The organism is Cupriavidus sp. GW822-FHT03E04, assembly GCF_058801495.1.
The window spans coordinates 211077-234516 of record NZ_JBXANI010000009.1; the positions used below are offsets into that span (position 1 = coordinate 211077).

General features: G+C 66.4%; 22 protein-coding genes. 14 read left to right on the top strand and 8 right to left on the bottom strand.

Features of this window, described 5'->3' with window-relative positions; all coding sequences use genetic code 11:
- Positions 1 to 14 precede the first annotated feature (14 nt).
- Positions 15 to 458, bottom strand: coding sequence for a nucleoside deaminase (locus tag AC1RQC_RS14930; RefSeq protein WP_492883816.1), 444 nt, complete (start codon positions 456 to 458; stop codon positions 15 to 17).
- 156 nt (positions 459 to 614) lie between these two features.
- Entirely contained in the window at positions 615 to 1220 is a 606-nt protein-coding gene (locus AC1RQC_RS14935; RefSeq protein ID WP_174425785.1) for a response regulator, read from the bottom strand.
- A gap of 382 nt (positions 1221 to 1602) precedes the next feature.
- Here AC1RQC_RS14935 and AC1RQC_RS14940 point away from each other — a divergent pair, with 382 nt between their 5' ends.
- From AC1RQC_RS14940 to AC1RQC_RS14950, 3 genes are all read left to right on the top strand, one after another.
- On the top strand, positions 1603 to 3657 hold the full coding sequence (locus tag AC1RQC_RS14940; protein ID WP_492830023.1) for an ATP-binding protein: 2055 nt from the start codon (positions 1603 to 1605) through the stop codon (positions 3655 to 3657).
- Positions 3654 to 5300, top strand: a complete 1647-nt coding sequence (locus tag AC1RQC_RS14945) for an EAL domain-containing protein (RefSeq protein WP_492371867.1) — start codon at positions 3654 to 3656, stop codon at positions 5298 to 5300. Before AC1RQC_RS14940 ends, AC1RQC_RS14945 begins: the two co-directional genes overlap by 4 nt.
- A gap of 436 nt (positions 5301 to 5736) precedes the next feature.
- The gene (locus AC1RQC_RS14950; protein WP_492371866.1) at positions 5737 to 5913 is read left to right on the top strand and encodes a CsbD family protein; all 177 of its coding nucleotides are present in this window, start codon (positions 5737 to 5739) and stop codon (positions 5911 to 5913) included.
- A gap of 99 nt (positions 5914 to 6012) precedes the next feature.
- Here the strand turns inward: AC1RQC_RS14950 and AC1RQC_RS14955 are convergent, their stop codons facing one another.
- The gene (locus AC1RQC_RS14955) at positions 6013 to 6195 is read right to left on the bottom strand and encodes a hypothetical protein (RefSeq protein ID WP_492371865.1); all 183 of its coding nucleotides are present in this window, start codon (positions 6193 to 6195) and stop codon (positions 6013 to 6015) included.
- A gap of 407 nt (positions 6196 to 6602) precedes the next feature.
- Here AC1RQC_RS14955 and AC1RQC_RS14960 point away from each other — a divergent pair, with 407 nt between their 5' ends.
- Positions 6603 to 7310, top strand: a complete 708-nt coding sequence (locus AC1RQC_RS14960) for a phosphoribosyltransferase (protein WP_492371864.1) — start codon at positions 6603 to 6605, stop codon at positions 7308 to 7310.
- Between the two features lie 28 nt (positions 7311 to 7338).
- Here AC1RQC_RS14960 and AC1RQC_RS14965 read toward each other — a convergent pair whose 3' ends face one another.
- From AC1RQC_RS14965 to AC1RQC_RS14980, 4 genes are read right to left on the bottom strand one after another with little or no spacing between them, the layout of a single operon-like run.
- A complete protein-coding gene (locus AC1RQC_RS14965; protein WP_492371863.1) occupies positions 7339 to 7851 on the bottom strand; it encodes a LeuD/DmdB family oxidoreductase small subunit in 513 nt (170 codons plus the stop codon).
- Positions 7848 to 9155: a 3-isopropylmalate dehydratase large subunit gene (locus AC1RQC_RS14970; RefSeq protein ID WP_492830024.1), complete on the bottom strand. Its 1308-nt coding sequence runs from the start codon at positions 9153 to 9155 to the stop codon at positions 7848 to 7850. Before AC1RQC_RS14970 ends, AC1RQC_RS14965 begins: the two co-directional genes overlap by 4 nt.
- Positions 9152 to 10180, bottom strand: coding sequence for a tripartite tricarboxylate transporter substrate binding protein (locus AC1RQC_RS14975; RefSeq protein WP_492371861.1), 1029 nt, complete (start codon positions 10178 to 10180; stop codon positions 9152 to 9154). Before AC1RQC_RS14975 ends, AC1RQC_RS14970 begins: the two co-directional genes overlap by 4 nt.
- Positions 10181 to 10230: 50 nt before the next feature.
- Entirely contained in the window at positions 10231 to 11010 is a 780-nt protein-coding gene (locus AC1RQC_RS14980; protein WP_253928545.1) for a GntR family transcriptional regulator, read from the bottom strand.
- 661 nt (positions 11011 to 11671) lie between these two features.
- Between AC1RQC_RS14980 and AC1RQC_RS14985 the strand changes: the two genes are divergently transcribed.
- The 8 genes from AC1RQC_RS14985 (at position 11672) to AC1RQC_RS15020 (ending at position 20196) form a co-directional block, all read left to right on the top strand.
- On the top strand, positions 11672 to 13120 hold the full coding sequence (locus tag AC1RQC_RS14985) for a hypothetical protein (protein ID WP_492371860.1): 1449 nt from the start codon (positions 11672 to 11674) through the stop codon (positions 13118 to 13120).
- 196 nt (positions 13121 to 13316) lie between these two features.
- Positions 13317 to 13766, top strand: coding sequence for a hypothetical protein (locus AC1RQC_RS14990; RefSeq protein ID WP_492883818.1), 450 nt, complete (start codon positions 13317 to 13319; stop codon positions 13764 to 13766).
- A complete protein-coding gene (locus AC1RQC_RS14995; protein WP_492371858.1) occupies positions 13763 to 14458 on the top strand; it encodes a C39 family peptidase in 696 nt (231 codons plus the stop codon). Before AC1RQC_RS14990 ends, AC1RQC_RS14995 begins: the two co-directional genes overlap by 4 nt.
- 10 nt (positions 14459 to 14468) lie before the next feature.
- Positions 14469 to 15716: a hypothetical protein gene (locus AC1RQC_RS15000; RefSeq protein WP_492830028.1), complete on the top strand. Its 1248-nt coding sequence runs from the start codon at positions 14469 to 14471 to the stop codon at positions 15714 to 15716.
- A 107-nt stretch (positions 15717 to 15823) separates the two neighbouring features.
- Positions 15824 to 17260, top strand: coding sequence for an acetate kinase (locus AC1RQC_RS15005; protein WP_492371856.1), 1437 nt, complete (start codon positions 15824 to 15826; stop codon positions 17258 to 17260).
- A 246-nt stretch (positions 17261 to 17506) separates the two neighbouring features.
- Positions 17507 to 18019 (top strand): DUF1269 domain-containing protein, encoded by a 513-nt coding sequence (locus AC1RQC_RS15010; RefSeq protein ID WP_492371855.1) that lies wholly within the window; start codon positions 17507 to 17509, stop codon positions 18017 to 18019.
- 249 nt (positions 18020 to 18268) lie between these two features.
- Positions 18269 to 19405 (top strand): ABC transporter substrate-binding protein, encoded by a 1137-nt coding sequence (locus AC1RQC_RS15015; protein WP_492813440.1) that lies wholly within the window; start codon positions 18269 to 18271, stop codon positions 19403 to 19405.
- Positions 19406 to 19428: 23 nt separating this feature from the next.
- Positions 19429 to 20196, top strand: coding sequence for an SDR family oxidoreductase (locus tag AC1RQC_RS15020; protein WP_492883820.1), 768 nt, complete (start codon positions 19429 to 19431; stop codon positions 20194 to 20196).
- A 410-nt stretch (positions 20197 to 20606) separates the two neighbouring features.
- Here the strand turns inward: AC1RQC_RS15020 and AC1RQC_RS15025 are convergent, their stop codons facing one another.
- Positions 20607 to 21503 (bottom strand): LysR family transcriptional regulator, encoded by an 897-nt coding sequence (locus AC1RQC_RS15025; protein ID WP_492375540.1) that lies wholly within the window; start codon positions 21501 to 21503, stop codon positions 20607 to 20609.
- Positions 21504 to 21664: 161 nt separating this feature from the next.
- Here AC1RQC_RS15025 and AC1RQC_RS15030 point away from each other — a divergent pair, with 161 nt between their 5' ends.
- Positions 21665 to 23026 (top strand): acyclic terpene utilization AtuA family protein, encoded by a 1362-nt coding sequence (locus tag AC1RQC_RS15030; protein WP_492813443.1) that lies wholly within the window; start codon positions 21665 to 21667, stop codon positions 23024 to 23026.
- Complete coding sequence (locus AC1RQC_RS15035) at positions 23023 to 23388, top strand: AtuA-related protein (protein ID WP_492813445.1); 366 nt, start codon at positions 23023 to 23025, stop codon at positions 23386 to 23388. The genes AC1RQC_RS15030 and AC1RQC_RS15035 overlap by 4 nt, the downstream gene beginning before the upstream one ends.
- Positions 23389 to 23440: the final 52 nt, after the last annotated feature.

Here is a 23440-nt window from a genome sequence, read left to right on the forward strand (position 1 = left end):
GCATGGCTTTCGCCCTATGCCCCATACAGTTGCGCTGCTGTCATCCCTGCCGGCAGGCGGGTGAGCGGCAGCGGCGGCGGATCCAGCGGCAGGCGCAGCGCCTGGTAGGCGGCCTCGCTCGAAAGCCCGTAGGGCGCGGCGTCGGCATTGTCGAAGGCGTAGTACACCGCCTGCACGCCGATCATGATCAACGCGGCCAGGCACATCGGGCACGGATGGCCGCTGGCGTACACCACGGCACCCTTGAGGCTCGGCCGGCCGAGCTTGCGGCACGCGGCGCGGATGGCCTGCATCTCCGCGTGCGTGGTGGGGTCGAAGCTGTGCACGATGTCGTTGACGCCGGTCGCCACCTGCTCGCCATCGAGCGTGAGCACCGCGCCAAAGGGGCGGCCGCCGCGTGCGCGATTGGCGTGTGCCAGGCGTACAGCTTCCCGCAGGTGTTGTTCATGCATAGACATGGGGGATCTCCGGGAGGGGGAGTGTGGCTAGGGCAGAAGCAGACCGCCCTTTACCGCACGCGATGCGCGTAAATATGAAACCCGGCGCATCATGGTATTTGAAAAAAATGATATACAATGGCGACGCTGAATCCCGCCATTGCGCCTGCCCAAATCCTAGGCTGGCGTGCCAGGGCCGACCTGCAAGGTCACCACCAGCGACTGCAGCACGGACATCGGGATTGGCTTGGAAAAGACACGGATATGCCCGGGAATACCGCCGCGGTCCGCAATGGCATGCTTGTCCAGCGAGGTCACCACGACGATGCGTGTGGCGGCAAACTCCTGCTGCGCGTCGATGGTCCTGCACAGGCGGAAGCCATCGATGCCAGGCATGATCAGATCCAGGAGGACAAGGTCGGGTTTGCTGCTGCCAATGAGCAGCAGGCCGTCGTATCCGTTCGTGGCCTCGAGTATTTCGACCGACGGGTTGAGGGTTTCCAGCGCCATGCGGTAAATCTGCAGCAGGTGCTCGTCGTCTTCCACCAGCAGTACGCGAAACGCCCTTCCCGCCGGGGCGGCTGCCGCTGTCGTGGGTGCGGCGGTCTGGCTGCGCTGGTCGGCCACCATGCGGTCGACCGAATCGGCCGGGATCCTGCGATGTCCGCCGTCAGTCTTCCACGCGGGCAGCCGGCCATTTTCGACCCAGAGCTGGACCGTGCGCAGGGAGACGCCCAGCATCTCGGCAGCGGTCCTGGTGGAATAAAAGCGCAGATCGGTCATATGGCCTCTTCAACTGACGCAACGCGCGCCGGGCGAGGCTGCGGCGTTACGTATCGTATTGTTTTCATTATTCTTCGGAAAGCTGCCTAAGCGCAACTTAATGCCAGGAAAACACGCAATTATGATGAAGCCTCGCTGAACCGTTGAAGTTAACGCTTCGCGATGCACCTGGCCGGCTACGCCGGATATCCCGGGGCGATGGGCCAGTGCGAGCGGACTGGCGCAGCCGAATAGATCATACTGTGAAGTTTTGCCGCAAGCAGGCTGCCTTCAGGCAGCGGCACCCGGGGGGTGCGCGGGGCGCACGCACGCGCTGACTAGTATCGAAGGCTGCGATTCACGGCTGTGATGAACAATATATTCGTTTTTTGGTAGCTTTCCCATGAGGCTGGAAATCTACCGACAGGTATTGGCAGGTGCGCATCGCTCCGCGAGACGCCCGTTCTGGTCAGGCATTGTCATCGTGGCCTGCATCTGGTGCGCGCTCGCCGGCTTGGGGCTATGGGACCGCGCGGCCGAATTGCGGCACGTGCATGCCGGCCTGGCCCGCGTGGCCGGGCTGCTCGGCGAGCACGCCGAGCGCACGCTGGCCGAGGCCGACCAGATCGCATCGCTCGTTGGTGGCGCCGTGGTGGAGCGCGGGCCCGCGCTGCCGCTGGCGCAATGGAAGCGTGGCGGCTACCTTGCCGTCGCCCCCTTTCTCGAAGTATCCGTGCTCGACCGCGCCGGCAGGCTGCGCGCATCCACCAGCGCGGGCTTCGAGTCGGCGGACCTGAGCGACCGCCAGTATTTCCGCGTGCACGAGAGCCGCGCGCTGCCGTCGCTGTATGTCGGCATGCCCCTTGTCGGGCGTGTCAGCGGCCACTGGTCCATGCCATTGTCCCGGGGCATCGTGGGCGCCAAGGATGGCCGCTTCTCGGGCGTGGTGGTGGTGTCGCTCGACCCCGGCTACCTGTCGAGGGTCTACGCCAAGGCGGGCCTGGGGGAGTCCGGCACCGTGCTGCTGGCGGGCACGGACGACTTCGTGGTGCGCGCGCGCTGGAGCCAGGAAAGCAGCCAGCCGGGTCAGGTGCTGATGCCCGGCTCCGCGTTGCGCGGGGTGCTGGCCAGCGCGCAGGACAGCCTCATCACAGCCGTTGGCGGGTTGGATGGCGTTCGCCGTATCTACGCTATCCAGCGCTTGCCCGGGCGCAATCTCGCGGTGCTGGCAGGCATCAGCAGCGATGCGGCCCTTGCCAGCTATCACGACCGCTTGCGCGCCGGGATCGCGATCGCCGGCATGGTCACCGTGCTGGTGATGTTCTTCCAGGTCAGGCAGTTCATCGCGGTCGGCCAGCTCGCCGCGCTGGCCGACCGCGAGACCGTGGTGCGCGATATCCTGGCCGAGAAGAAGCAGCATTTGCGCGGGCTGTTTCTGGCCATGCCCGACGGTGTGGCGGTGTTTGGCCGCGATCGTGTGATCGACGAGACCAATACCGCGCTGTGCGAACTGCTGGGCGTGTCGTTGTCGCGGCTGCGCGGCGCCACGCAGCGCGAGTTTGTCCACTGGCTCTACCGCGGCCGGCGTGCGGCGCGGCAGGCCTGCCGCGCCGAGCAGCTCCTGGCGGAGCTGGACCGGGCTGAGCCGGCCGGGGAGTTCGCCGGCATCGTCGAGTTCGACATGGCGGTGTCGCCCGCCTACGAGGTGCGCATCGTGCATGCGGCCAGCGGCGGCGGCCTGGTGCTGGTGCTGCGCGACGTGACGACGCAACTGCGCCATGACCGCATGAAATCCCATTTTGTCTCCGCGGCCGCGCACGAGCTCAAGGCGCCCGTGGCGGGCATTGCCGGCTATGCCGAACTGCTGAGTGCCGATGTGGTGCCGGTGGAGCGGCGCAGCGGTATTTATCATGCCATCCACGCCCGTGCCGGCCAGCTCAATGCGCTGTTGTCCGACCTGCTCGACCTGGCCCGCATCGAAGCGCGCAGCAGCGGCATGCTCGAGCGTGAACGCGTGGAGGTAGCCACGCTCGTGCGCGAGACGGTGGCGGGCGAGTTCACCGAAGCGGGCAGGGTGCGCGTGATCGATGCCGGCATGCCGCTGCACGTTTTGGCGGACCGCGCGCAATTGACACAGGCGGTACGCAACCTGATAGAAAATGCGCTGAAGTATTCAGACGGGAAAGACGAAGTTACCGTCACGGTCGAGCCGCTGCCGCTAGAGCAGGAAAAGGTCTCGGTCAGGGTCGAGGATCGGGGTATCGGCATGACGAAGGAAGAAGCGGGCATGGCGTTCGACAATTTTTACCGGGCCAACCGGCAGGGCAATGCAACGGGGAACGGCCTGGGCCTGGCGATCGTGCGCGAGATCGTGGCGGTGCATCAGGGGCAGATCACGCTTGCCAGCGAGATCGGCAAGGGCACCGTCGTCACCCTCAGCCTGCCGGCGGCAATATGAAGCGCTGTCTGCGGGGAGAAGCCGGCCGCGCCGGGGCGCGGCGGCCCGCCTTGCTGGCGGCGTTGCTTGCCACCGGCCTGGCACTATGGCTGGTCGCGATGCTGGCCGCGCACGATGCGCGCGAGCGCGTGGAGCGCATGGCGTCGGCGGTGCGTGACAACCTGGAACTCGCGCTGGCCGATACGCTTGACATTGCCTACCAGGACCGTGCGTTGGTGGGCGCACCCTGCCGCCGCGTGGCGCGCCAGTTGCAGGAGCAGGGTGCCTATACCGCCTATATCCGCGATGTGGTGCTGGTGGCGCGCGGCATGCGCTATTGCTCGGCGGTGCGCGGCGAGATCGCGACCCCCCTGGGCGAGCTGCTGAACTGGCAGCCCGGGTTGCAGTACCTCCTTGCCAAGCCCCCTCGCGGTGGCAGCATGGCGCTTGCCGTGTTCTTAGGCACTGCCCCGGGCGGCGGCGTGCTTGTCTGGGTGGAGGGGCGTTACCTGGCCGACATGGTGCAGTCGGCGGGCAAGCTGGGATTTCCCGGTATCGAGATCGAGGTGGCGGGCAGGCGTTTCATGCTCAACGGCGGCGTTGGTGGCGAGTTGGGCGGCGCGGGCGAGCACGCCGGTGCCCCAGCCCTGGTGCGGCGTGATGACGCCGGGCAGGGCGCGCATGGCATTGTCGATATCCGGCCACTGACGGGACACCCGATCACCGTCATCGCGAGCGCGCCGCACAGCCTGATGCTGCATGAGAGCCTCAAGTACATGGTGCTGCCACCGCTGGCCGCAGGCATCGCCGCGCTGGTGGTGCTGGGGCTGCATTCGCGCCGGGCGGCGCGCCGCTCCTTTGCCGCGGAGCTGCAGCGCGGGCTGCGCAACGGCGAGTTCGTGCCTTACTACCAACCGGTGGTCGATCTGGAGAGCGGGCTATGCACGGGGCTGGAAGTGCTGGCACGCTGGGCGCACCCGCGGCGCGGCTTGCTCGAGCCGGAGCATTTCATCCAGGCCATCGAGCAACAGCATCTGGCGGTCGCGCTGACGCTGAACCTGATCCCCCGCGTGCTGCGCGATCTGGAGTCGCTGGCGTTGCCGCCCGCGTTCCATCTCGCCTTCAACGTCTCCAGCGAGCACTTCGACGACGCGGGCTTCTGGGCGGAAGACTCGCCGCTGTTCGCGCTGCTGCGGGCCAACGTGACCCCGGTGCTGGAAATCACGGAGCGCGATGCCGTCTCGCTGGTGGAGCACCAGCGCAGCGCGATCCAGCGCGCCAAGGCGCGCGGCATCAAGCTGGCGGTGGACGACTTCGGCACCGGCTACTGCGGGCTGGCCTACTTCAAGCAGTTCGAGGTGGACTTCCTCAAGCTCGATCGCATCTTTGTGCAGGCCGATCCTGGCGACAAGGTGAGCGGCCAGATCGTCGACGTTACCATCAACTTTGCGCACGCCCTGGATCTGGCGGTGGTGGCTGAAGGCATCGAATGCGAGGCGCAGCGCGCGTGGCTGGCGGGCAAGGGCGTGCGCCTGGGGCAGGGCTATCACTTCGCGCGCCCGCTAACGCGGGCCGGGCTATGCGAGTGGCTGCCCGCGCATCTCGAGCGCGGCGCGCCGGCAGCGTTGCCTGGCGGCAGCCTGGGTGTGCCGGAGTGCGTCTGATCCTGTTTCGTCGGATCGGTTTTTTGCGCAAATATGAAACATCACCCCTGTTTTTAATTGATAAAAATGATATAGAATCCGCGTGTAGCCTTACTTTCCCCGTCGGGCTATGCGCCTCCCTGCTGGAATCTCCTTGCCGGCCAGCGCCTCGTGTTCCCACGCGAGGCGCTCTTTTGATTTCCCTGTTGATTTCCCTGTCTCCCCGGACGGCCGTGCCTCATTCGCGCGTCAATCCCGGACGCGTGCGCATTCGCCTGGGCATTCGTCCTACAGGGCTTACAGCCGCCGCCTGACACGCAAGGCCGCCGCGACTGCCTAAGCTGATTTCAGCGCCCTCCTGTCCATGCATGTGGGCACGGCGCGGGCACGGCGAGATTGCCGGCTCGCCGCTGGAGGGCGATTCATTCCTGTACCGTCGCTAAAACTGGAGCTGACCATGAACAAGGATCAAGTGAAGGGCCGTATCGAGGAAGCCAAGGGCAAGGTGAAGGAAGTTGCCGGGAAGGTGACCGGCAGCGCCAGCACCGAGATCAAAGGCAAGGCGGAGCAGATCGCCGGCAAGACGCAGGCCGCTTATGGTGATGCCAAGCAAGACGCCAAGCGTACCCGCTAACGCGTGAGCGCAATGGCGCAATGGAAAACGCCGCGGATGGCCGGGGTCACGCGACTCCGGGCATCCGCGGCGTTGCCGCATTCAGCGGTTCAGAGCGGCTCAGCTGAAGCACTCGTTGTAGAAGCGAGTGGCGGCGCCCACCGGTCGAAACGTATACGGCAGCTCGGCAAGTGCCGCCGCGTCGAGCGAGCCGTATGGGATATCGAGGCCGAGGCCGCTGGCGTCAGTGACTGCCTGTTCCTTGCGCTGGGTGTCGTGCGTGGATTTGTGATGTGTGCTCATGTGCGTTCTCGCTGAGTCTGACGGGCGTGCCACGCGGTGATGCCTCGTAGCTGGCGCTGGTGAAATGGCGATTCCTGCGGCTGCCATCGGTACCGGCCATCTTAGCTAAACGTGCCAGAAAGATAATCCGGCCCTGGCAAAATACACTGTTGCGCAATCCCATCCAATGGCGCGCTGGCCGAGGCGCCGCCAGCACGTGGCGCGGTGATCGGGCATGCACGGTGCCTTAGCCGTCCCATCCTGCTTTCCTTTCCGGATTCCTTTCCCCATCTCGATTCGCCGGCCTTATCGGTCTATATTTGGCTAGTGCACGCGCACGCCGCGTTGCCTCGCTGCCGTGAGCGCGTGCCGGCACCGCTGCGGCACTGGCCTGCCCCGGCCCGACCGACCCTCTGCAGGAGCCAGCCATGTCACGCTTCCCGCCATTGCCGCCGTGCTTTGCCGATCGCCGCGAAGCCGGGATCTTTCTTGGACGGCACCTGGCGGAACGCGGCTTTGGCGCCGCTGCGGCTGGCGAGGCGCCGCTGGTGCTGGCGCTGCCGCGCGGCGGTGTGCCGGTTGCCTTCGAGGTGGCGCGGATCCTCGAGGGACGGCTCGATATCCTGCTGGTCCGCAAGATCGGCGCTCCCGGCTATCCCGAGCTGGCGCTGGGCGCGGTGGTGGAGGGCGACGCCGCTGGCAGTGCGCCGCTGACGGTGGCAAACGACGATCCCTGGACGCGCCGCGCACGCGACAGCGGTGCGTTCGATGCCGAGCGCGGCCGCCAGCTCGACGAGATCGGGCGGCGGCAGCAGCGCTATCGCGGTGGTGCGTCCGTGCCGGCCATGGCTGGGCGCACCGTGATCGTGGTGGACGATGGCGTGGCAACCGGCGCCACCATGCGCGCCGCGCTGGAGGGCGTGCGCCGGGCGCAGGCAAAGCGAGTGGTGGCGGCCGTGCCAGTTGCCTCCATCGAGGGCGAAGCCGGCCTGCGCGCCTCGGCGGACGAGGTGATCTGCCTGAACGTGCCAGCCAGCTTTGGCGCCGTCGGCGCGTTCTACCTGGATTTCAGGCAGACCACCGATGAGGAAGTGATGGCCTTGCTGCGCCAGTTCGCCTGCTGGCGCCCTGCTTGAGGTTGCGCTGCTGCCTGTGCGGGCGCCTTTAGCGCTGCGCCGCCAGCCTGGCCCGCAAATGCGGCACCAGCCCGCCGGCCTGCAGCAAGGCACGCAGGAATTCGGGGATCGGCTCGCAAGCCACGCGCTTGCCATCGGGCAGCATCAGGCAAGCCTGCTCGAGCTCGAGCCGCGCCGTGCCGCCATCCACCAGGCGTGTGACATCGGGGCAGATCAGCGCCGGCAGGCCCAGATTGATCGCATTGCGGTAGAAAAGGCCAGCGAAAGACGGCGCAATCACCGCGGCCAGGCCGAGATGGCGCAGTGCCTGCGGCGCCTGCTCGCGCGAGGATCCCACGCCAAAATTACGCCCGGCCACCAGCAGGTCGCCGGGGCGCACCGTGGCTGGAAACTCGGGACGCAGCCCGGCCAGGCAGTGGCGGGCAATCTCTTCGACACCCCCCTTCATATGGGCGCCGGGTGCCATCTGGTCGGTATCCACGTTGTCGCCAAAGCGCCAGATCCGGCCGCCCGGAAGGGGGGGGATGGGGGCTGGGCTCATGGCAGCAACCCGCGCGGGTCGGTGATGCTTCCGGTGACGGCGGACGCCGCCACGGTCAGCGGCGAAGCCAGCCAGACCGCGCTGCCGCTCTCGCCCATGCGGCCGGCAAAATTGCGCGCGGTCGAGGCGATGGCGCGGCTGTTGGCAGGAAAGCGGGAAGGGCCATAGCCCGCGCACGCGTTGCACGCATTGGGCAGCAATTGCGCCCCGGCATCCAGCAAGATGGCCAGCGTGCCCTCGCTCTCGGCCTGGCGCTGGTCGCGCAGCGAGGCGGGCGCCACCTGCAGCGTGACCCCCGGCGCCACGCGCCGGCCGCGCAGCACGCTGGCAGCCATGCGCAGGTCCTCCAGCTTGGCGCCGGTGCAGGCACCCAGGTAGGCGATGTCCACGCGTTGGCCGGCGGCCTGGTCGACCGGGCCGGTGTTGGCCGGTGAATGCGGCGCGGCCACCTGCGGCGCCAGCGCGGCCGCGTCGAAGCGGTGGTTCGCCAGCACTGGCGCGCCGGGCTCGGTGCGCCAGTGCGAGAGCGCGATGGCGTCGAGCGTCGCGGCGGGCACGCCGGCCTGTGCCAGCCAGGCCCGTGTGGTGGCGTCGGGGGCGATCAGGCCGGTCTGTGCGCCAAGCTCGGCACTCATGTTGGTCAGCGTCATGCGTTCCTGCATGGGCAGGGCCATCACGGCCTCGCCGGTATATTCGATGGCTTCATAGCGGCCGCCGTCCAGTCCCAGCCGGCCGCACAGGAACAGCATGATGTCCTTGGCGCAAACCCCGGCCGAGAGCCTGCCGTCCCATTGCAGGCGGATGGTATGCGGCACGCGCAACCAGATCTCGCCGGTGGCCAGCACGCCAGCCATCTCCGTCGCGCCGATGCCGAACATATAGGCCCCGAACGCGCCGCCGGTGGGGCTGTGGCTATCGCCGCCCACGATGAAGCGTCCCGGCAGCACGTGGCCGTGTTCGGGCAATACCAGGTGGCAGATGCCTTCGCCGTCGATGAAGTGGGGCAGGCACGCCTCGCGGACCCAGTCGCGGGTGAAGCGCACGATGGCCTCTGCCTCGGGATCGGCCGCGGGCAGGTAGTGATCGGTCACCACCACATAGCGCTCCGGGTCCCACACTTTGGCGCCCAGTTCGCGCAGCAGCGGCGCTACCCGGCGCGGGCCGCTGGAATCGTGCGACATGGCCAGGTCCACCCGGCACGTCACGATGGTGCCCGGCGTGACCGTCTCCAGGCCGGCAGCCCGGGCAACCAGCTTCTGCGCCAACGTGGCCGGGGTGTGGGCGGGCCCGGCAAGCGGTCTCATTCCGGCGTGGCTCCCGAATACTTGACCACCTTGGCCCAGCGCTTGATGTCATTGCGCACGAAAGCGGCAAAGGCCTCCGGCGAATTGCCGACCGGCTGCGCGCCGTCGAGCTCCAGGCGCTTGTGCACCGCGGGCGCTTCAAGGCCCTTGCGGGCAGCCTGGTATAGCGCCTGCAAGACGTCCGGCGGCAGGCCGGCGGGGCCGAACAGGCCGAACCAGGCGCTGGACTCGAACCCCTTGACGGTGGCGCCGATCGGCGCGACGCCGGGGAACTGCGGCAGCGGCGCCGGGCTGGTGACGCCAAGCACCTTGAGTTTCCCGCTCCTGACGTGCGGGAGCACATTGAAGGTACTGGCGAACATCAGGTCGACCTGGCCCGAGAGCAGGTCGGTAATGGCCGGCGCAGTGCCCTTGTAGGGGATGTTGACGATGTAGGTGTTCGTCATCATCTTGAACATGTCGCCGGCCAGGTGCACGGACGAACCCACCGAGCCGATCGCAAAATTCAGCTTGCCGGGCTTGCTCTTGGCCAACTGGATCAATTCCGGGATGTTATTCGCGGGCAGGCTCGGCGTGGCAACCAGCACGCTGGGGACAGTCGCCACCAGCGTGATCGGCGTGAAATCCTGGACCGGGTCGAAGGGCAGCTTCTTGTACAGCGTGGCGTTGATGGTGTGGCTGGTGAAGCTCATCAGCAAGGTGGTGCCGTCGGGTGCGCTCTTGGCGACCAGGTCGGCGGCGATATTGCCGCCGGCACCCGGGCGGTTTTCCACCAGCACGGGCTGGTCCAGCTCCCGGGACATTTCCTGGGCGATGGTGCGCGCCAGCGTGTCCGTGGTGCCTCCGGCGGGCGCGCCCACCAGGATGCGGATGGGTTTGCGTCCGGCCACCTGGGCGCGCGTCGACGGCGCCTGCGCAAGCAAAGCAAGGCTGGCGGCGGCGCCGAGCAGCCCGCGCATTGCCTTGCGGCGCGAGGGGTGTGTGAGCGCTTGGGAGCGTGGTCGGCCCATGCGGGGAGCAGGCATCGCGGTTTCCTTCCAGGAAGATCGTGAGCGTGCAGTATCGCTTGCTTTTCTTACTCGCGCAGCCCCGTCCGTGCTTCGCGCTCCACCCACACGTTGGCGCTGTCGCCACCTGCGGGAGAGAGCTCCATGCGGTACTCGTAGCGGTCCGGACGGTATTGGCCTAGCAGGAATTGCACCGGGCGGCCAGCCTTGTCCAGCACCACGCGGCGCACCGCCAGCAGCGCACCGCCTACCGGCACGTCCAGCAACGGCGCTACCACCACGTCGGCCAGCCGGGCCGAGAGCGTCTGGCTGGCGCGCCCAAGCTGCACGCCCGCAGCCTCGAGCAGGCGCAGCATTGGCGTGATCTCGAGATCCTTGCGATTCAGGCCGCGGCCCAGGTCGGCCGGCAGATAGGCTGTGATGTGCGACAGAGGGCGGCTGCCGTAATGACGCACGCGCACCACCTTGACCACCGGGTCGCCCGGCTGCAGGCCAAGCGCTTCGGCGACTTCCGGGGTGGCATGCACATCGTCGATCGAGATCACCTTGACCGAGGTCTTCTGGCCCATGTCGATGATGTTGTCGAGCAGGCTGCCGGGCCGGTCGCCGAGCGTGACCGGCTTGATCGGATGCGGGTTGACGAAGGTGCCAAGGCCACGGTGACGGCGTACCAGACCCTCCTGCACCAGGCGGTCGAATACGCGCCGCATGGTCACGCGCGAGGCGTGAAACTGCTTGGCGAGGTCGATTTCACCGGGCAAGGGGCCTTGACCAAAGCGGCCTTCCACGATCTGTTGGCGTAGTACCACGTAAATCTGGTGATACAGGGGAACGACGGCTTCACTCATGGTTTCCCTTGTGATTGGGCGACAGGTTTGAATTAGCCTTAATGTACTTTAAATCAGACATAGAGCCTAGTCATGTTGCCATATGTTGCTTATTAGTTACTTAAACGTTGCGAAGGCGTTGCGCGCGCGCACCGCATAGGCAGCATGCAGCGCAATCTCCATACATTAAGGCCACTGCCCGGCAGGCAACACATGCCGTGCCGGACTGCAGCGGCCGGGTGTCATCCGAAGGTTTGAGACCCGTCGCGAGCGACGACCAGTGCACCGGCAGCGAGGCGTGTTTCATTCGCGATACAGCGCCTGCGGCCAAGGGTTTTCCTTAGGAACCCCGCTAAAGGCCTGATAGCAGGGGATTTTCGCCTGTCCCGGGGAAAGCCTGGCCATGCGATGCGTCCGGCCGTGTCACAGCCGTGTGACATGTCGTGTGCGGTTCACAGCGGCGGCGTCCGCGACTGTCCTCAGGAAGCTAGAAAAAGGCTGATTGGATGGCTTTGTAGCCCTTGTGTTTCAAGGGATTACGGGATTTGAACCGCTCCCTGGCACTGATTATGCGCAATGAGAGGCTGGTTTGGCGGAATGCCGGACCTGAGCCTTTAGCCGGCGTTCTCCCCGAGTGCCGGAGCGAGGCTGAGCCGCTGTGACATCCTCCTGGGAGCTTTGTATGAAAAAGACCTTACTTGCGTCGGCGATTGCTTTAGCCCTTGGGGCTGGCGGTCAGGCCTGGGCCAATCCGACGAACAACAATAGCGCGAAATCAGATGGCAGCAACACACAAACGGCCACTGCAACTTCAACTCAGTCCGGTAGTGGCGCTGCGGCAAACGAGAACTCCACGGCGTGGCAGGATTCCAGCACTCACACCAAGGTAGACACCAAGACCTCGACCAAGAACACCACCGTTACCAAGACCAACGCCGATAACAAGGGCAAGGTCACCTTCGACGCTGGCTATGGCAACGCTGGCGCCAACAACGGCAGCACGGCCACCGCCAACTTCAGCAACTCCTTCAACAGTAGCAAGGCCATCGCAATCAGCAAGCTATCTGGCTCGGTGAGCGGCATCTCGATCGGCAATATCGGCAACGTTGCCACCAACAACGGCAACGCCAATGGCGGCGCCGGTGGCAAGGGCGGCGCTGGATATGGCGGCACCGGCAAGGGCGGCACTGGTGGCAACGGTGGCAACAGCGGCAATGGCGGCAACGGCGGCAGCGGCGGTTCGGCTACCAATGGCAGCGCCACTGCAGGCTATGCCTCCAACGGCAGCGCCAATGCGGGCGACGGCGGCAATGGCGGCAAGGCCGTTGGCTGGGGCGGCGACGGCGGCAACGCCAAGGCGTCTGGTGGCGATTCGCTCGCTGGCAGTGCTGGCCTGGGTGGCAAGGGCGGCAGTGTCTACAGTGACGGCGGCGGCGCGCTCGGCGCGGCAAAGACGGGCAGCGGCGGCAAGGGCGGCAGCGCCGGTAGTGACGGCGGTGGCGCGCTTGCGGCAAGCGTTGGCGTCGGCGGAGACAGCAAAGCCAAGGGCAACAATGGAAGTGGTGGCAACGGCAGTGCCGGTACGGCTACTGCGACCGGTGGCGCCGCATCGGCATCGGGTGGCGCCGGTGGCTCCAGTGGCGCTGGCACGGCTGTGGCTACCGGCGGTGCAGCCGGCGGCACGGGCGGCGCAGGCGGCTCGGGTAGCGGCGGCGCGGCGACCTCTACTGCCGGCGCAGCCACTGGCACGGGCGGCGCGGGCGGTGCCCAAACCAGCGTGGCCGGCAACGGCGGTGCAGGCGGTAGCGCGACCAATGGCGGCGCATCGACCATGGCCAGCAACGGTAGCGCAACGGCCGGCAACGGCGCGGTTGGCGCGGCATCCGGCGCCGGTGGCGCTGGCGGCGTGGGCATGGGCGGCACCGGTGGTACCGGCAATGGCGCAGTGGGCGGAGCCGGCGGTGCCGGCGGTAGCAACTCTGTCAATGCTGGCACCTTCAATATGTCCAACACCATGACCAGCGTTGGTCAGTCGGCGGCGGGCATCATGATCGCCAACCAAAACAGCGGCTTCGCTTCGCTGGTGCAACAAAGCGTCAACGTCCAGGCCAACCTGGCGGTCGGCAAGTAAGGCAAGTGCGCGGTGGTGGCGCGCGCAGCGGGTGGATGGCCCGCGCGCACGTCCCGCCGGCACGGCTTGACTCCGGCAACTTAGGGCATTCCGGCGCGTTGTTCGTGTCCGGGATGCCCATTCGACGAAGAGTCCACTCGTCTCTTGTGTGAGCGTCAGGATGGGGACGCCAAACAGAAGGCTGAAGGAGACACCAATGCGATCGGTCCGCTCCGCTGTCATCGCGATGACGGCAGCAATCCTGGTTTGGCCTGGCCTGCAGGCCTACGCCGAGCCGCAGCCCGCGGGGCCATCTGCCGCAGTGCCTGCGGTCAACACCGGCACCGCCACGGAACACAGTGCGGCGGCACCGGACCAAACACCTCCCGCGACCGCGCGTGAGCGCGGCGTTCTCGCCGGTCTTGGCAAGCCTGTCGGCAGCGACAAACTGCAGGATATCCGTGGCGGCTCCGAGCTCGTGGTCAATGACATGCGTCTGGCCGGCACGGTGGCGGACAACAGCGCCAACCGTGTGATCAGCGGCTCCAACAGCATTGCCGGAGGGTCTTTCGCCAGTGCCGCGGGTTTGCCTACCGTGATCCAGAACACGGGTTCCAATGTGCTGATCCAGAACGCGACCATCATTAACGTCCAGTTCAAGCCATGACGCTGCGCAAGCTGCTTTTGCAGGCTACGCTGCTGCTGGTTTCGGCCAGCGCACCGCTGGCCTGGGCCGACTACGCCGTCGTCACGGGCGATGGCGGCAACTACTACAACGTACGGGTGACCAGCCTCAAGGAGGCGCGGTACAAGACCACCATTCGCCAGCAATACGACTTTAGTTGCGGCTCCGCCGCCGTGGCGACGCTGCTCACCTACCAGTATGGCTATCCGGTCAATGAGCAGACAGTGTTCCAGAACATGTACGTCAACGGCGACCAAGCCAAGATCCGGCAGGAGGGCTTCTCGCTGCTGGATATGAAACGCTTCCTGGAGTCGCGCGGCTTCCTGGCCGACGGCTATGAATTGCCGCTTTCCAAGCTGGAGGAAACCCAGATCCCGGCCATCGTGCTGGTGATCGAGAATGGCTACCACCATTTCGTCGTGGTCAAGGGCGTGCATGGCAACCGCGTGCTGGTCGGAGATCCGGCGCTGGGCACGCGCGCGCTGTCGCGCGAGCACTTCGAGCAGATCTGGGACAGCCATTTGCTGTTCGTGATTCACAACCGCGAGGAATCGGCGCGGTTCAATCTCGCAGCCGATTGGCGCATCGCGCCAAGCGGCCCTTATTCGATGGGCATCAACCGGGATAGTCTGTTCTTCACCGTCATGCCTTCGCATGGCGGTAGCGATTTCTAAGGAACGTACCATGTTCCAGACATCCTCAAAGCCAGCGCAGCGCCGCCGCGGCGGGGCCGGTTCGGCCACCGCAGTGGTGTTGCTGGGCGCTGGCCTGGCCTGCGCCGGGCAAGCGCGGGCCGACGAAGGCACCGGGATCGAGGCGCTCGGCTCGCATAGCGCGTCCGGCGCCGCCGGCCTTGCCGCAGCGCCGGCCGTGCCGGAGCAAACCGATAACCGGACCGATAACCCTTACCTGGCTGCCGCGCTCGGCAGCATGGCCGGCCGGACGCCGGCCCAGCAAGAACCCATTGCGGCGCCCCTGGCGGACCACCCCGCCGAAGTCGCGCTGGATCCCACGACAGATAGCAGCGGCGCGCTCGAGGCCGCATCCGAGCCATCCGGGCCATCCGCTCCATCGGATACCAAGGATCTCCAGGCCGCGGCACCACCGCCGGCGGCGCAGGCCGACACGGTTGCCTGGAAGCCGGTGGCGGACAAACACCTGCAAGACCTGCGCGGCGGCTTTGCCGCAGCCGCGCGGCCGGCCGCCGATGCGTCCGGCGACCCCGCCATCGCGAGGCCTGAAGCCGTGCGCGCGCAAGCACCGGCACCGCAGGTGCACGCGGCTCGCACCACCATGGCGAGCTGGAAACCCGTGGCGCAGGAGCGCCTGGATGACCTGCGTGGCGGCTTCGACGTTGGCGGTGGGCTGCAGGTTTCGTTCGGTATCGAACGCTCAGTGCTGATCAACGGTGCATTGGTGGTGTCAACCAGTCTTACTATTCCCGATGTGAGCCGCATCACCGCCGATCAGGCGACACGGTTGGCCGCGGCACTCGGTGTGGCGACCGGCGCCGGGGCGGCGGCGGCCACGGCCGTGGGCAACGCGCTGGCCTCCAATCCCGTGACCGCCGGCACCAGCGGGGCCAACGGCAGCGGCGCAGCAGGAGGCAGCAGTAGCAGTACCGGCACCAGTGCCAGCGCCAGCGCGGGCACCGTGGTGACCAGCCTGCCGGCGACAGCGATCGCGGCGGCCGGTGCCGCGGTAACTACCAACGGCGTCCTGAGCCTGATCCAGAACGGGCCGGGCAATAGCGCCGCGGCGAGCATGCTGGCCGGTGCGCCGGTGACGGTGATTCAGAACACGTTGAACAATCAGTCGATCCAGAACTTGGTGACCATCAACGCAGGGGTTAACACCTTGCAGGCATTCCGCGCCCAGGTGGCCAACGCGACGTTGAACAGTGCATTGCTCAGTGCAGCCGGCAGGCATTGAAGACGGACGACTGGCAGCAAGTTGCGCAAAGAGAGAGAGGCAGTATGGGTTAAGCAGGTTGCGGACTCCTGTGCGAAGTAGTCCGCCGTCCGGGGGAGGAAGGCGAAATGAAAAAAGGGTCGCTGCGAGGCATCCGTCAGGCCGGGTGTTCGACATTGCTGTTGCTGGGCGGGATGGCACAGGGCCAGACCCCACCCGACGAAGGACCGGCCGCGGCAAAGCTGGAGGCGCTAAAGCGGGAGGTGACCGAGCAGGCCGCCACCCTGGAGCAGATGAAGCGCTCGATGGCGGAGCAGGAGGCCACCATCCGCGAGTTGCGCAGCGTGCTGGGCACCGACGTGCTGGCGAGAAAGCGCGGCGGCCAGCGTGCGCCTGGCACCGGCGGCGTGACCCCTGGCGATACCGCCACCAATGCCGCTGCCGCCGCTGCCGGCTCGGCGGGCACGCAAGGCTTGCCCAATACCAACAACCTGCCGCAAGCCAGCGACAGTCCCCCTAACAACAACCAGAGCAGTGCGCAGGACAGCACCCAGATGGCTCTCGCCGGCGACGAGCAGCCGGTGGGAAAACCACCCGAAGCCAACACGGCCCCTCCTGCGATCGCGCCGATCTTCGATCAGCCAGGCGTGCTGACACCCGCTGGCAAGCTGGTGGTCGAGCCAAGCTTCCAGTACGGATATTCGTCCAGCAACCGGGTGGCGCTGGTTGGCTACACCATCATCCCCGCGATCCTGATCGGCCTGATCGATGTGCGCGAGGTCAAGACCTCGACCTACATCGAAGCTGTCGCGCTTCGCTACGGCCTCACCAAGCGCCTGGAGATCGAGGCCAAGGTGCCCTACGTGCAGAGTTCCGGCTCGACGATCAGCCGTGAAGTCTTTACCGGCACCGCGGTCGATAACGTCTTCAATGCCAGCGGCAAGGGGCTGGGCGACGTGGAGGCGACCCTGCGCTACCAGATCAACTACGGCAACGAGAAAATGCCGTACTTCATCGGCTGGCTGCGCTACAAATCCGCCACCGGCAAGAGCCCCTTCGATGTGGTGACCGATTGCGTGACGCGCTGCGTGGGCAATACCACCGGCACCGGCCTGCCGCTGGGGCTGCCCACGGGTACCGGCTTCCAGGCGATCCAGCCAGGCATTACGTGGTTGTTGCCGACCGACCCAGCGGTGTTTTTCGGCACCTTCAGCTATCTGCACAATTTCGCTCGGGACAATGTCAGCCGCACGGTACTGAACGGGCAACAGGAGTCGCTTGGCAAGATCGCGCCGGGCGATATCTTCGGCTTCAATTTCGGTATCGGCCTCTCGCTCAACGAGCATGCCTCGTTCAGTATCGGCTACGACCAGAGCATCATCTGGCCGACCAAGCAGAACGGCTCGACGGTGCCGGGCTCGGTGCGGGTGACGCAAGGCACCTTGCTGGTGGGCTATTCCTATCGGTTCAACAGCCGGTACACGCTGAACGTATCGGTCGGCGCCGGGCTGACCACCGACACGCCAAACCTGACGGTAACCGTGCGCTTGCCGATCACATTCTGATGTAAGCCGCGCACACGAACGGGCAGAAAACGGCGCGAGGTGACGCGTGGGCGGCATCGCTGCGATGTTGCCTTGCGCTCCCCCCGCGACTGGCGTACAAATGAAAAAACCCGTCCCCAGGGCGGATACGGATGCACCTCCACCATCTGGCTTGGCTGGCATGGTTGCGTGAAGGCGACTCCGCATGCACACCGCTGCCGGGATAGTCCGAAACGGCCTGACGTGGCCTGAAGCGAGGAGAGAGTCATGCGCAAACGTATCTTCTGGTTGTTGCCCGATCTGGCGAGTGCTCGCCGCACCATGGACGACTTGCTGCTGGCTCGCATCGAGAACAGCCATATCCACTTTGTCGCGCGCGATGGCGCCGATATGAGCGGCTTGCATGAAGCCAACCTGTTCCAGACTTCCGATATCGTCCATGCCGCCGAGATGGGGCTGATGGTGGGCGGTGGCATCGGCATCGTGGCAGGTGCGCTGGTGGCGATGTTCCCGATCGTCAGCGATACCCCGCAATGGGGCCTGGTTGGCGTGCTGGCGGTGCTGGGCGCGGTGTTCGGCGCCTGGGCGTCCAGCATGATCGGCTGCTCCGCGCCCAACAGCCGGCACAAGGCCTTCGAAAAGGACATCGAGGAAGGCAAGATCCTGCTGATGGTGGACGTGCCGCGTGGCCGCGTCGAGGAAATCGAAGCGCTGCTGCAATCGGCCCACCCGGAAGCTCGCTTCGCCGGGCTGGATCCCGCCGTACCCGCTTTTCCCTGAGTTCTCCCTTGCGCTTGCCCTCATCCTGATGGGCAGGACGGTCCCGTTGTCACGCCGAGGCTCGGCGGCCTGAGGGCCGCCTGCCCCGGCGGGCCAGCTCCCGATATTTCCCCAGCCGAGCCCTCCCTCGCCGCTTTTGCAACAGCGATTTGCCGAATCGCCTTGCTTTGAGGTAATTTGCTTGTCGCCGCGCCCATCCGTGGCGCGCATGACAAAGCAAAAGATTCGCAAACGAACGAGGGGTCGGAGATGAAGACAACATGGATGGCGTGCGGCCTGCTGGCCGCCACGCTGGGTGGGCTTGCGCCGCTGGCACAGGCCGAGCAAGGGGTCACCAGGACCACCATCAAGATCGGGCAATCGGCCGGGGTGACCGGGCCGGTGGCGGGCTCGGTCAAGGAGCAGATCGCCGGGGCGCAGGTCTACCTGAAAACGGTCAACGCCAACGGCGGTGTAGGAGGGCGGCGCATCGAGCTGGTGACGTACGACGACGGCTTCGACGCCAAGCGCACGCCCGACAATGTGCGCAAGCTGGTCCAGGAAGACAAGGTGTTCGCGCTCTTCATGGTGCGCGGCACGCCGCAGAACGAAAGCATCCTGCCCATCGTCAACACCGAGAAGGTGCCGCTGGTGGCGCCGCTGACCGGCGCCATCACCTTGCACCGCCCGGTCAACCGCTACGTGTTCAACGTACGCGCCAAGTACCAGGACGAGGTGGCCCGCGCAATCAACCATCTTGCCACCTCGGGCATGACCCGCATCGCCATCTTCTACGCCAACGACGGCTTTGGCCAGGACGTGTTCGAAGGCTTCAGCACCGCGCTGCAGGCGCGTGGCGTGCAGCCGGCGGCCAGTGCCTCGTTTGCGCGCCCGATGGGCGATATCCAGGCCGGTGTCACCGCCATCAACAAGGCCGGCCCGCAAGCGGTGCTGGTCATCGGCTCCGGCTCCGAGGCGGCGCGGCTGATCAAGGAACTGCGCCGCGGCGGCAGCCAGGCGCAGTTCGTCACGCTGTCCAACAACGCTGCCGACTCCTTTATCAAGGAGCTCGGCGAGGATGCGCGCGGCCTGATCATCACGCAGGTGGTGCCAGGCACCAATTCAAGCCAGATGAGCATTGCCAGCGAATACCGCAGCCTGGCGCGGCAGCAAGGCGTGGACCCGAGCAATGCCGGGATGGAGGGTTTCATGTCGGCCAAGGTGCTGGTAGAGGGCTTGCGCCGTGCCGGGCCGGACCTGACGCGCGAGCGGCTGGTCGGCGCGCTGGAGAGCCTGCGCGACTATGACCTCGGCGGCATCCTGATCAGCTACAGCCCGACGCGGCATACGGGTTCGTCGTTTGTCGAAATGTCGATCGTGTCGTCCACCGGCAAGCTGATCCGCTAGGCCCGCTGCGGTATAGTCGCCGCATGGCTACCTTACCTTTTTCCCTCGAAGGCCGCGTGGCGCTGGTCACCGGCGGCGCGCAAGGCCTGGGCCAGGCGATTGCCGCCGGGCTGGCGCAAGCCGGTGCACACGTCATCGTCGCCGCGCGCAACGCCGAGCGCGTGCATGCCGCCGTTGCCGCGCTGGCCGCTGACGGCGGCCGCGCCGAGCCGCTGGTGCTCGACGTCACCGATGCGGCCGCGGTTGACGCCGCCTTCGCCCACATCGATGCCACGCATGGCCGCCTGGATATCCTCGTCAACAACGCCGGCGCGCGCAACCGCAGCAATATGGCGCACCTGGGCGCGGCGGACCTGCGCGAGATGCTGGAGACCAACCTGGTGGCGCCTTACGCCTTGTGCCGCCACGCGGCGCAGCTGATGCGGCGCGGGCGCTACGGTCGCATCGTCAATGTCAGCTCGATTGCCGGGCAGGTGGCGCGTGCCAACGATGTGCTGTATCCCGCTACCAAGGGTGGGCTCGATGCGCTGACGCGCGCCATGGCAGCGGATCTCGGGCGCGACGGGGTGACTGTGAATGCGGTTGCGCCCGGGTATTTTGCTACCGAGCCTAATCAGCCGATGGTGGATGACGCTGGCGTTGCCGAGTGGTTGCGGCAGAGGACTGCGCTTGGGAGGTGGGGGCAGCCGGAGGAGATTGCGGGGGCGGTGGTTTTTCTGGCTTCGGGGGCGGCTTCATATGTTACTGGGCATGTTTTGGCGGTGGATGGGGGGTATCTGGCGCATTTTTGATTTTTGATTTTGGGTTGAAACTGCAACTGCAACTTATTAACTTCAAAGTCAAAAGCAACTGCGGTTTCACCTCCCCTGCGGGGCGGCGACCTACTTTCTTGTCTCGCCAAGAAAGTAGGCAAAGAAGCGACCCGGATGGGGCGAAAGACTCCTCGTCGGCAGGCAAAAAGAGCGGCCGGGGGCCAAACTCACATCGCCTTAAGGCGATGCTCAAACATGGCCCCCTCGTTTCCGCTCTTTTTGCCTTCCGACGAGGCGCCCCATAACGGGAGATGAAAACCCTGACGGCTCGCTTCGCATCGCGCTGGGGTGATTCCCGCCCTTCGTTCGGGGATCACGGCTACACCGGATCGCGGGTCTGGCGCCATGCTTGTGCTGGTGCTCGTCGGTGTGCAGGACCATCTTGTCGATTACCCTGCCTTGCCCTTCTTGAAATGGGCTTGCAGCGCTTCGATCATCGCGGCGGCTGCCGTTGAGTCGCCTCTTTCCCTTAGCCGCACCAGGCAAATATCCCGCACCAGCGATGGCAGCTGCATGGGCCGGATGGCCAGGCTTTCTTGCTGGAACTGGAATAGCGCCAGGGCTGGCACCACGGTCACGCCAAGTCCGGCGGCTACCAGCGCGGCCACGGTGGCCAGGTGTTCCACTTCCATGACCCCGTTGAGCTTGAGCGGATGCAGCGCGGCATCCAGGTGCTGGCGTACGCTGCTGGTCCGGGAGAGCTGGATAAAGGGCAGGCCTGCCAGCGCCTGGGGTGTCACGCGCCGCCGGCTGGCCAGGGGATGGCCTGCGGGGCAGACCAGGTGGAAGGTGTCCGTTACCAGGGGCTCGATGCGCAGGTCGCTATCCTGCGCGGGGGCGGGCGCCAGCGCAAAATCCGCGCGGCCGCGCCTGACCAGGTCGATGCAGCCGTCAGCCAGCAGGTCGAACAGTTCGATGGTGATGCCGGGGTAGCGCTGGTGGAAGGCGGCCAGGATCGGCGGCAGGTCGCCTGCCGCCAGCGAGGGCAGCGCGGCGATCGAGACGCGTCCTTTGCGGCGTTCGGCGTGGTCGCGCAGCTCCGCGAAGGCGGTCTCGAAATCGGCCAGCAGCCGCGCCGCCACGTCTTCGAAGCGCCGTCCTTCCACGCTGAGTTCCACATGGCGCGTGGTGCGCTCGAACAGCCGCGTGCCGGCTTGCTCCTCCAGCGTCTGGATCAGCGCGCTGAAGGCGGATTGCGACAAATGGCAGGCCTGCGCCGCGCGGGTGAAGTTGCGGTGCGTGACCAGGGCCACAAAGGCGCGCAGGTGTTTGACGGAGAGGTTCATTGGCAAGCGCGAGCGGCTTCGATTTAATCTGGAAAGTCGATAGATTAATCCAAATTATCCGCTTTTTGGTTGACGGCGGCGCGTCTAGAATAGCCGCATCGGCCCGCAACCCCGCGCGCGGCCAGCCTTTGTTCACCCGGTTCTCACCAGGCTTTCATCCTATGACCGCCCCTTTGCTGATCGGCTCCGGCGCCGGCTTCTCCGGCGACCGCACCGACGCCGCCCTGCCCGTGGTGCGCACGCTGATCGCAGCGGGCGGGCCGGCCGTGCTGATGTTCGAGACGCTGGCCGAGCGCACGCTGGCGCTGGCCCAGCTGGCGCGCCGCAACAATCCCGCCCACGGCTACGAGCCGCTGCTCGACGCCTTGCTCGCGCCGGTGCTGGGGCTGTGCCTGGCCAACGGCATTCCCATCGTCGGCAATTTCGGCGCGGCCAATCCCCATGCTGCGGCGCAGCGCGTGCGCGCGCTGGCGGCGGAGCTGGGCCTGGCACCGCCGCGGGTGGCGGTGGTGGAGGGCGACGATCTCTCGCACGATGCGGGCCGCGCGGTACTGCGCAAGATTGTCGGCGCGGGCTTTCCGGAGGCGCGCTTCGTTTGCGCCAACGCCTACATTGGCGCGCAGGGCATTGCCGATGCGCTGCGCGCCGGCGCGCAGGTAGTGGTGTGCGGCCGCGTGGCGGATCCCGCGCTGGCAGTGGGCCCGGCCATGGCGCATTTTGGCTGGTCGTGGCAGGACTGGGACCGCCTGGCGCGCGCCACCATGGCCGGGCATTTGCTGGAATGCGGGGCGCAGGTCACCGGCGGCTATTTCGCCGATCCCGGCATGAAGGACGTGCCGGATGTGCACGCCGTCGGCTATCCCATCGTGCGCCTGGACGAAGACGGCAATATCGAAGTGGGCAAGGCGGCGGATACGGGCGGCTGCGTGGACCTGCGCACGGTCAAGGAGCAGCTCCTCTACGAGGTGCACGACCCCGCCGCCTATCTGACGCCCGACGTCGTCGCCGACATCAGCGCGGCCACGGTCGAGCAGATTGGCCCGGACCGCGTGGCGGTGCGCAATGTGCGTGGCCGCGAGCGGCCCGAGCAGCTCAAGGCCAACCTGTTCTACGAAGGCGGCTGGATCGCGGAAGGCGAGATCTCCTACGCCGGCCCGAACGCGGCGGCGCGCGCACGCCTGGCTGCGCAGATCGTGCGCAAGCGCATGGACCTGCTCGGCCATGCGGTGCCGATCCGCTTCGACCTGATCGGTGTGCTGAGCGTCTTTGCCGACGATGGCGGCCGCCTGCTGCAACAAACACAACCCGGCGAGGCACAGGCGCAGGACGTACGCCTGCGCGCTGCGCTGGCCCATGAGGACAAGCCCGTGGCCGAAGCGCTGCTGCGTGAAGTCAATGCGCTGTACACCTGCGGCCCCGCCGGCGGCGGCGGTGTGCGCACCGCGTTGCGCGCGCGGCTGAACGCCATGTCCTGCCTGGTGCCGCGCAGCGCCGTCACCGCAAGCCACTCCCTGCTGCCATGAACGCAACCGCCGCTACCGCTACCCGTACCACCATCGCGCTCTACCAGCTCGCGCACGGACGCACGGGCGACAAGGGGGATCGCTCCAACATCAGCGTGATCGCCTACGACGCGCGCGACTTCGACCACCTTGTCGCGCATGTCACCGAGGACGCGGTGGCGGCGCTGTTTCGCTACCGCCAGCCAGAGGCGGTCAAGCGCTACCTGGTGTCCTCGCTGCAGGCGATGAACTTCGTCATCGACGGCGTGCTCGATGGCGGCGTGAACGATGCCCTCAACCTGGATACGCACGGCAAGGCACTGTCTTTCCTGCTGCTGCAACTGGAAATCCCTTTGCCCCCGCGGCTGGCCGGCGCTGGTTGAAGCAGAACACCGAAGCAGAACACCGAAGTAAAGCGACAAACCAAAACGACAA

What these genes read in the sequence shown, in the direction of transcription:
- AC1RQC_RS14950 (WP_492371866.1), top strand. Translation starts at nt 5,737, where the DNA reads ATGAACAAGGATCAAGTGAAGGGCCGTATCGAGGAAGCCAAGGGCAAG.
- AC1RQC_RS14965 (WP_492371863.1), bottom strand. Translation starts at nt 7,851, where the DNA reads ATGAGCCCAGCCCCCATCCCCCCCCTTCCGGGCGGCCGGATCTGGCGC.
- AC1RQC_RS14990 (WP_492883818.1), top strand. Translation starts at nt 13,317, where the DNA reads ATGCGATCGGTCCGCTCCGCTGTCATCGCGATGACGGCAGCAATCCTG.
- AC1RQC_RS14930 (WP_492883816.1), bottom strand. Translation starts at nt 458, where the DNA reads ATGTCTATGCATGAACAACACCTGCGGGAAGCTGTACGCCTGGCACAC.
- AC1RQC_RS14985 (WP_492371860.1), top strand. Translation starts at nt 11,672, where the DNA reads ATGAAAAAGACCTTACTTGCGTCGGCGATTGCTTTAGCCCTTGGGGCT.
- AC1RQC_RS15005 (WP_492371856.1), top strand. Translation starts at nt 15,824, where the DNA reads ATGAAAAAAGGGTCGCTGCGAGGCATCCGTCAGGCCGGGTGTTCGACA.
- AC1RQC_RS14970 (WP_492830024.1), bottom strand. Translation starts at nt 9,155, where the DNA reads ATGAGACCGCTTGCCGGGCCCGCCCACACCCCGGCCACGTTGGCGCAG.
- AC1RQC_RS15010 (WP_492371855.1), top strand. Translation starts at nt 17,507, where the DNA reads ATGCGCAAACGTATCTTCTGGTTGTTGCCCGATCTGGCGAGTGCTCGC.
- AC1RQC_RS14960 (WP_492371864.1), top strand. Translation starts at nt 6,603, where the DNA reads ATGTCACGCTTCCCGCCATTGCCGCCGTGCTTTGCCGATCGCCGCGAA.
- AC1RQC_RS15025 (WP_492375540.1), bottom strand. Translation starts at nt 21,503, where the DNA reads ATGAACCTCTCCGTCAAACACCTGCGCGCCTTTGTGGCCCTGGTCACG.
- AC1RQC_RS14955 (WP_492371865.1), bottom strand. Translation starts at nt 6,195, where the DNA reads ATGAGCACACATCACAAATCCACGCACGACACCCAGCGCAAGGAACAG.
- AC1RQC_RS14945 (WP_492371867.1), top strand. Translation starts at nt 3,654, where the DNA reads ATGAAGCGCTGTCTGCGGGGAGAAGCCGGCCGCGCCGGGGCGCGGCGG.
- AC1RQC_RS14935 (WP_174425785.1), bottom strand. Translation starts at nt 1,220, where the DNA reads ATGACCGATCTGCGCTTTTATTCCACCAGGACCGCTGCCGAGATGCTG.
- AC1RQC_RS15015 (WP_492813440.1), top strand. Translation starts at nt 18,269, where the DNA reads ATGAAGACAACATGGATGGCGTGCGGCCTGCTGGCCGCCACGCTGGGT.
- AC1RQC_RS15030 (WP_492813443.1), top strand. Translation starts at nt 21,665, where the DNA reads ATGACCGCCCCTTTGCTGATCGGCTCCGGCGCCGGCTTCTCCGGCGAC.
- AC1RQC_RS14975 (WP_492371861.1), bottom strand. Translation starts at nt 10,180, where the DNA reads ATGCCTGCTCCCCGCATGGGCCGACCACGCTCCCAAGCGCTCACACAC.
- AC1RQC_RS14940 (WP_492830023.1), top strand. Translation starts at nt 1,603, where the DNA reads ATGAGGCTGGAAATCTACCGACAGGTATTGGCAGGTGCGCATCGCTCC.
- AC1RQC_RS15035 (WP_492813445.1), top strand. Translation starts at nt 23,023, where the DNA reads ATGAACGCAACCGCCGCTACCGCTACCCGTACCACCATCGCGCTCTAC.
- AC1RQC_RS14995 (WP_492371858.1), top strand. Translation starts at nt 13,763, where the DNA reads ATGACGCTGCGCAAGCTGCTTTTGCAGGCTACGCTGCTGCTGGTTTCG.
- AC1RQC_RS14980 (WP_253928545.1), bottom strand. Translation starts at nt 11,010, where the DNA reads ATGAGTGAAGCCGTCGTTCCCCTGTATCACCAGATTTACGTGGTACTA.
- AC1RQC_RS15000 (WP_492830028.1), top strand. Translation starts at nt 14,469, where the DNA reads ATGTTCCAGACATCCTCAAAGCCAGCGCAGCGCCGCCGCGGCGGGGCC.
- AC1RQC_RS15020 (WP_492883820.1), top strand. Translation starts at nt 19,429, where the DNA reads ATGGCTACCTTACCTTTTTCCCTCGAAGGCCGCGTGGCGCTGGTCACC.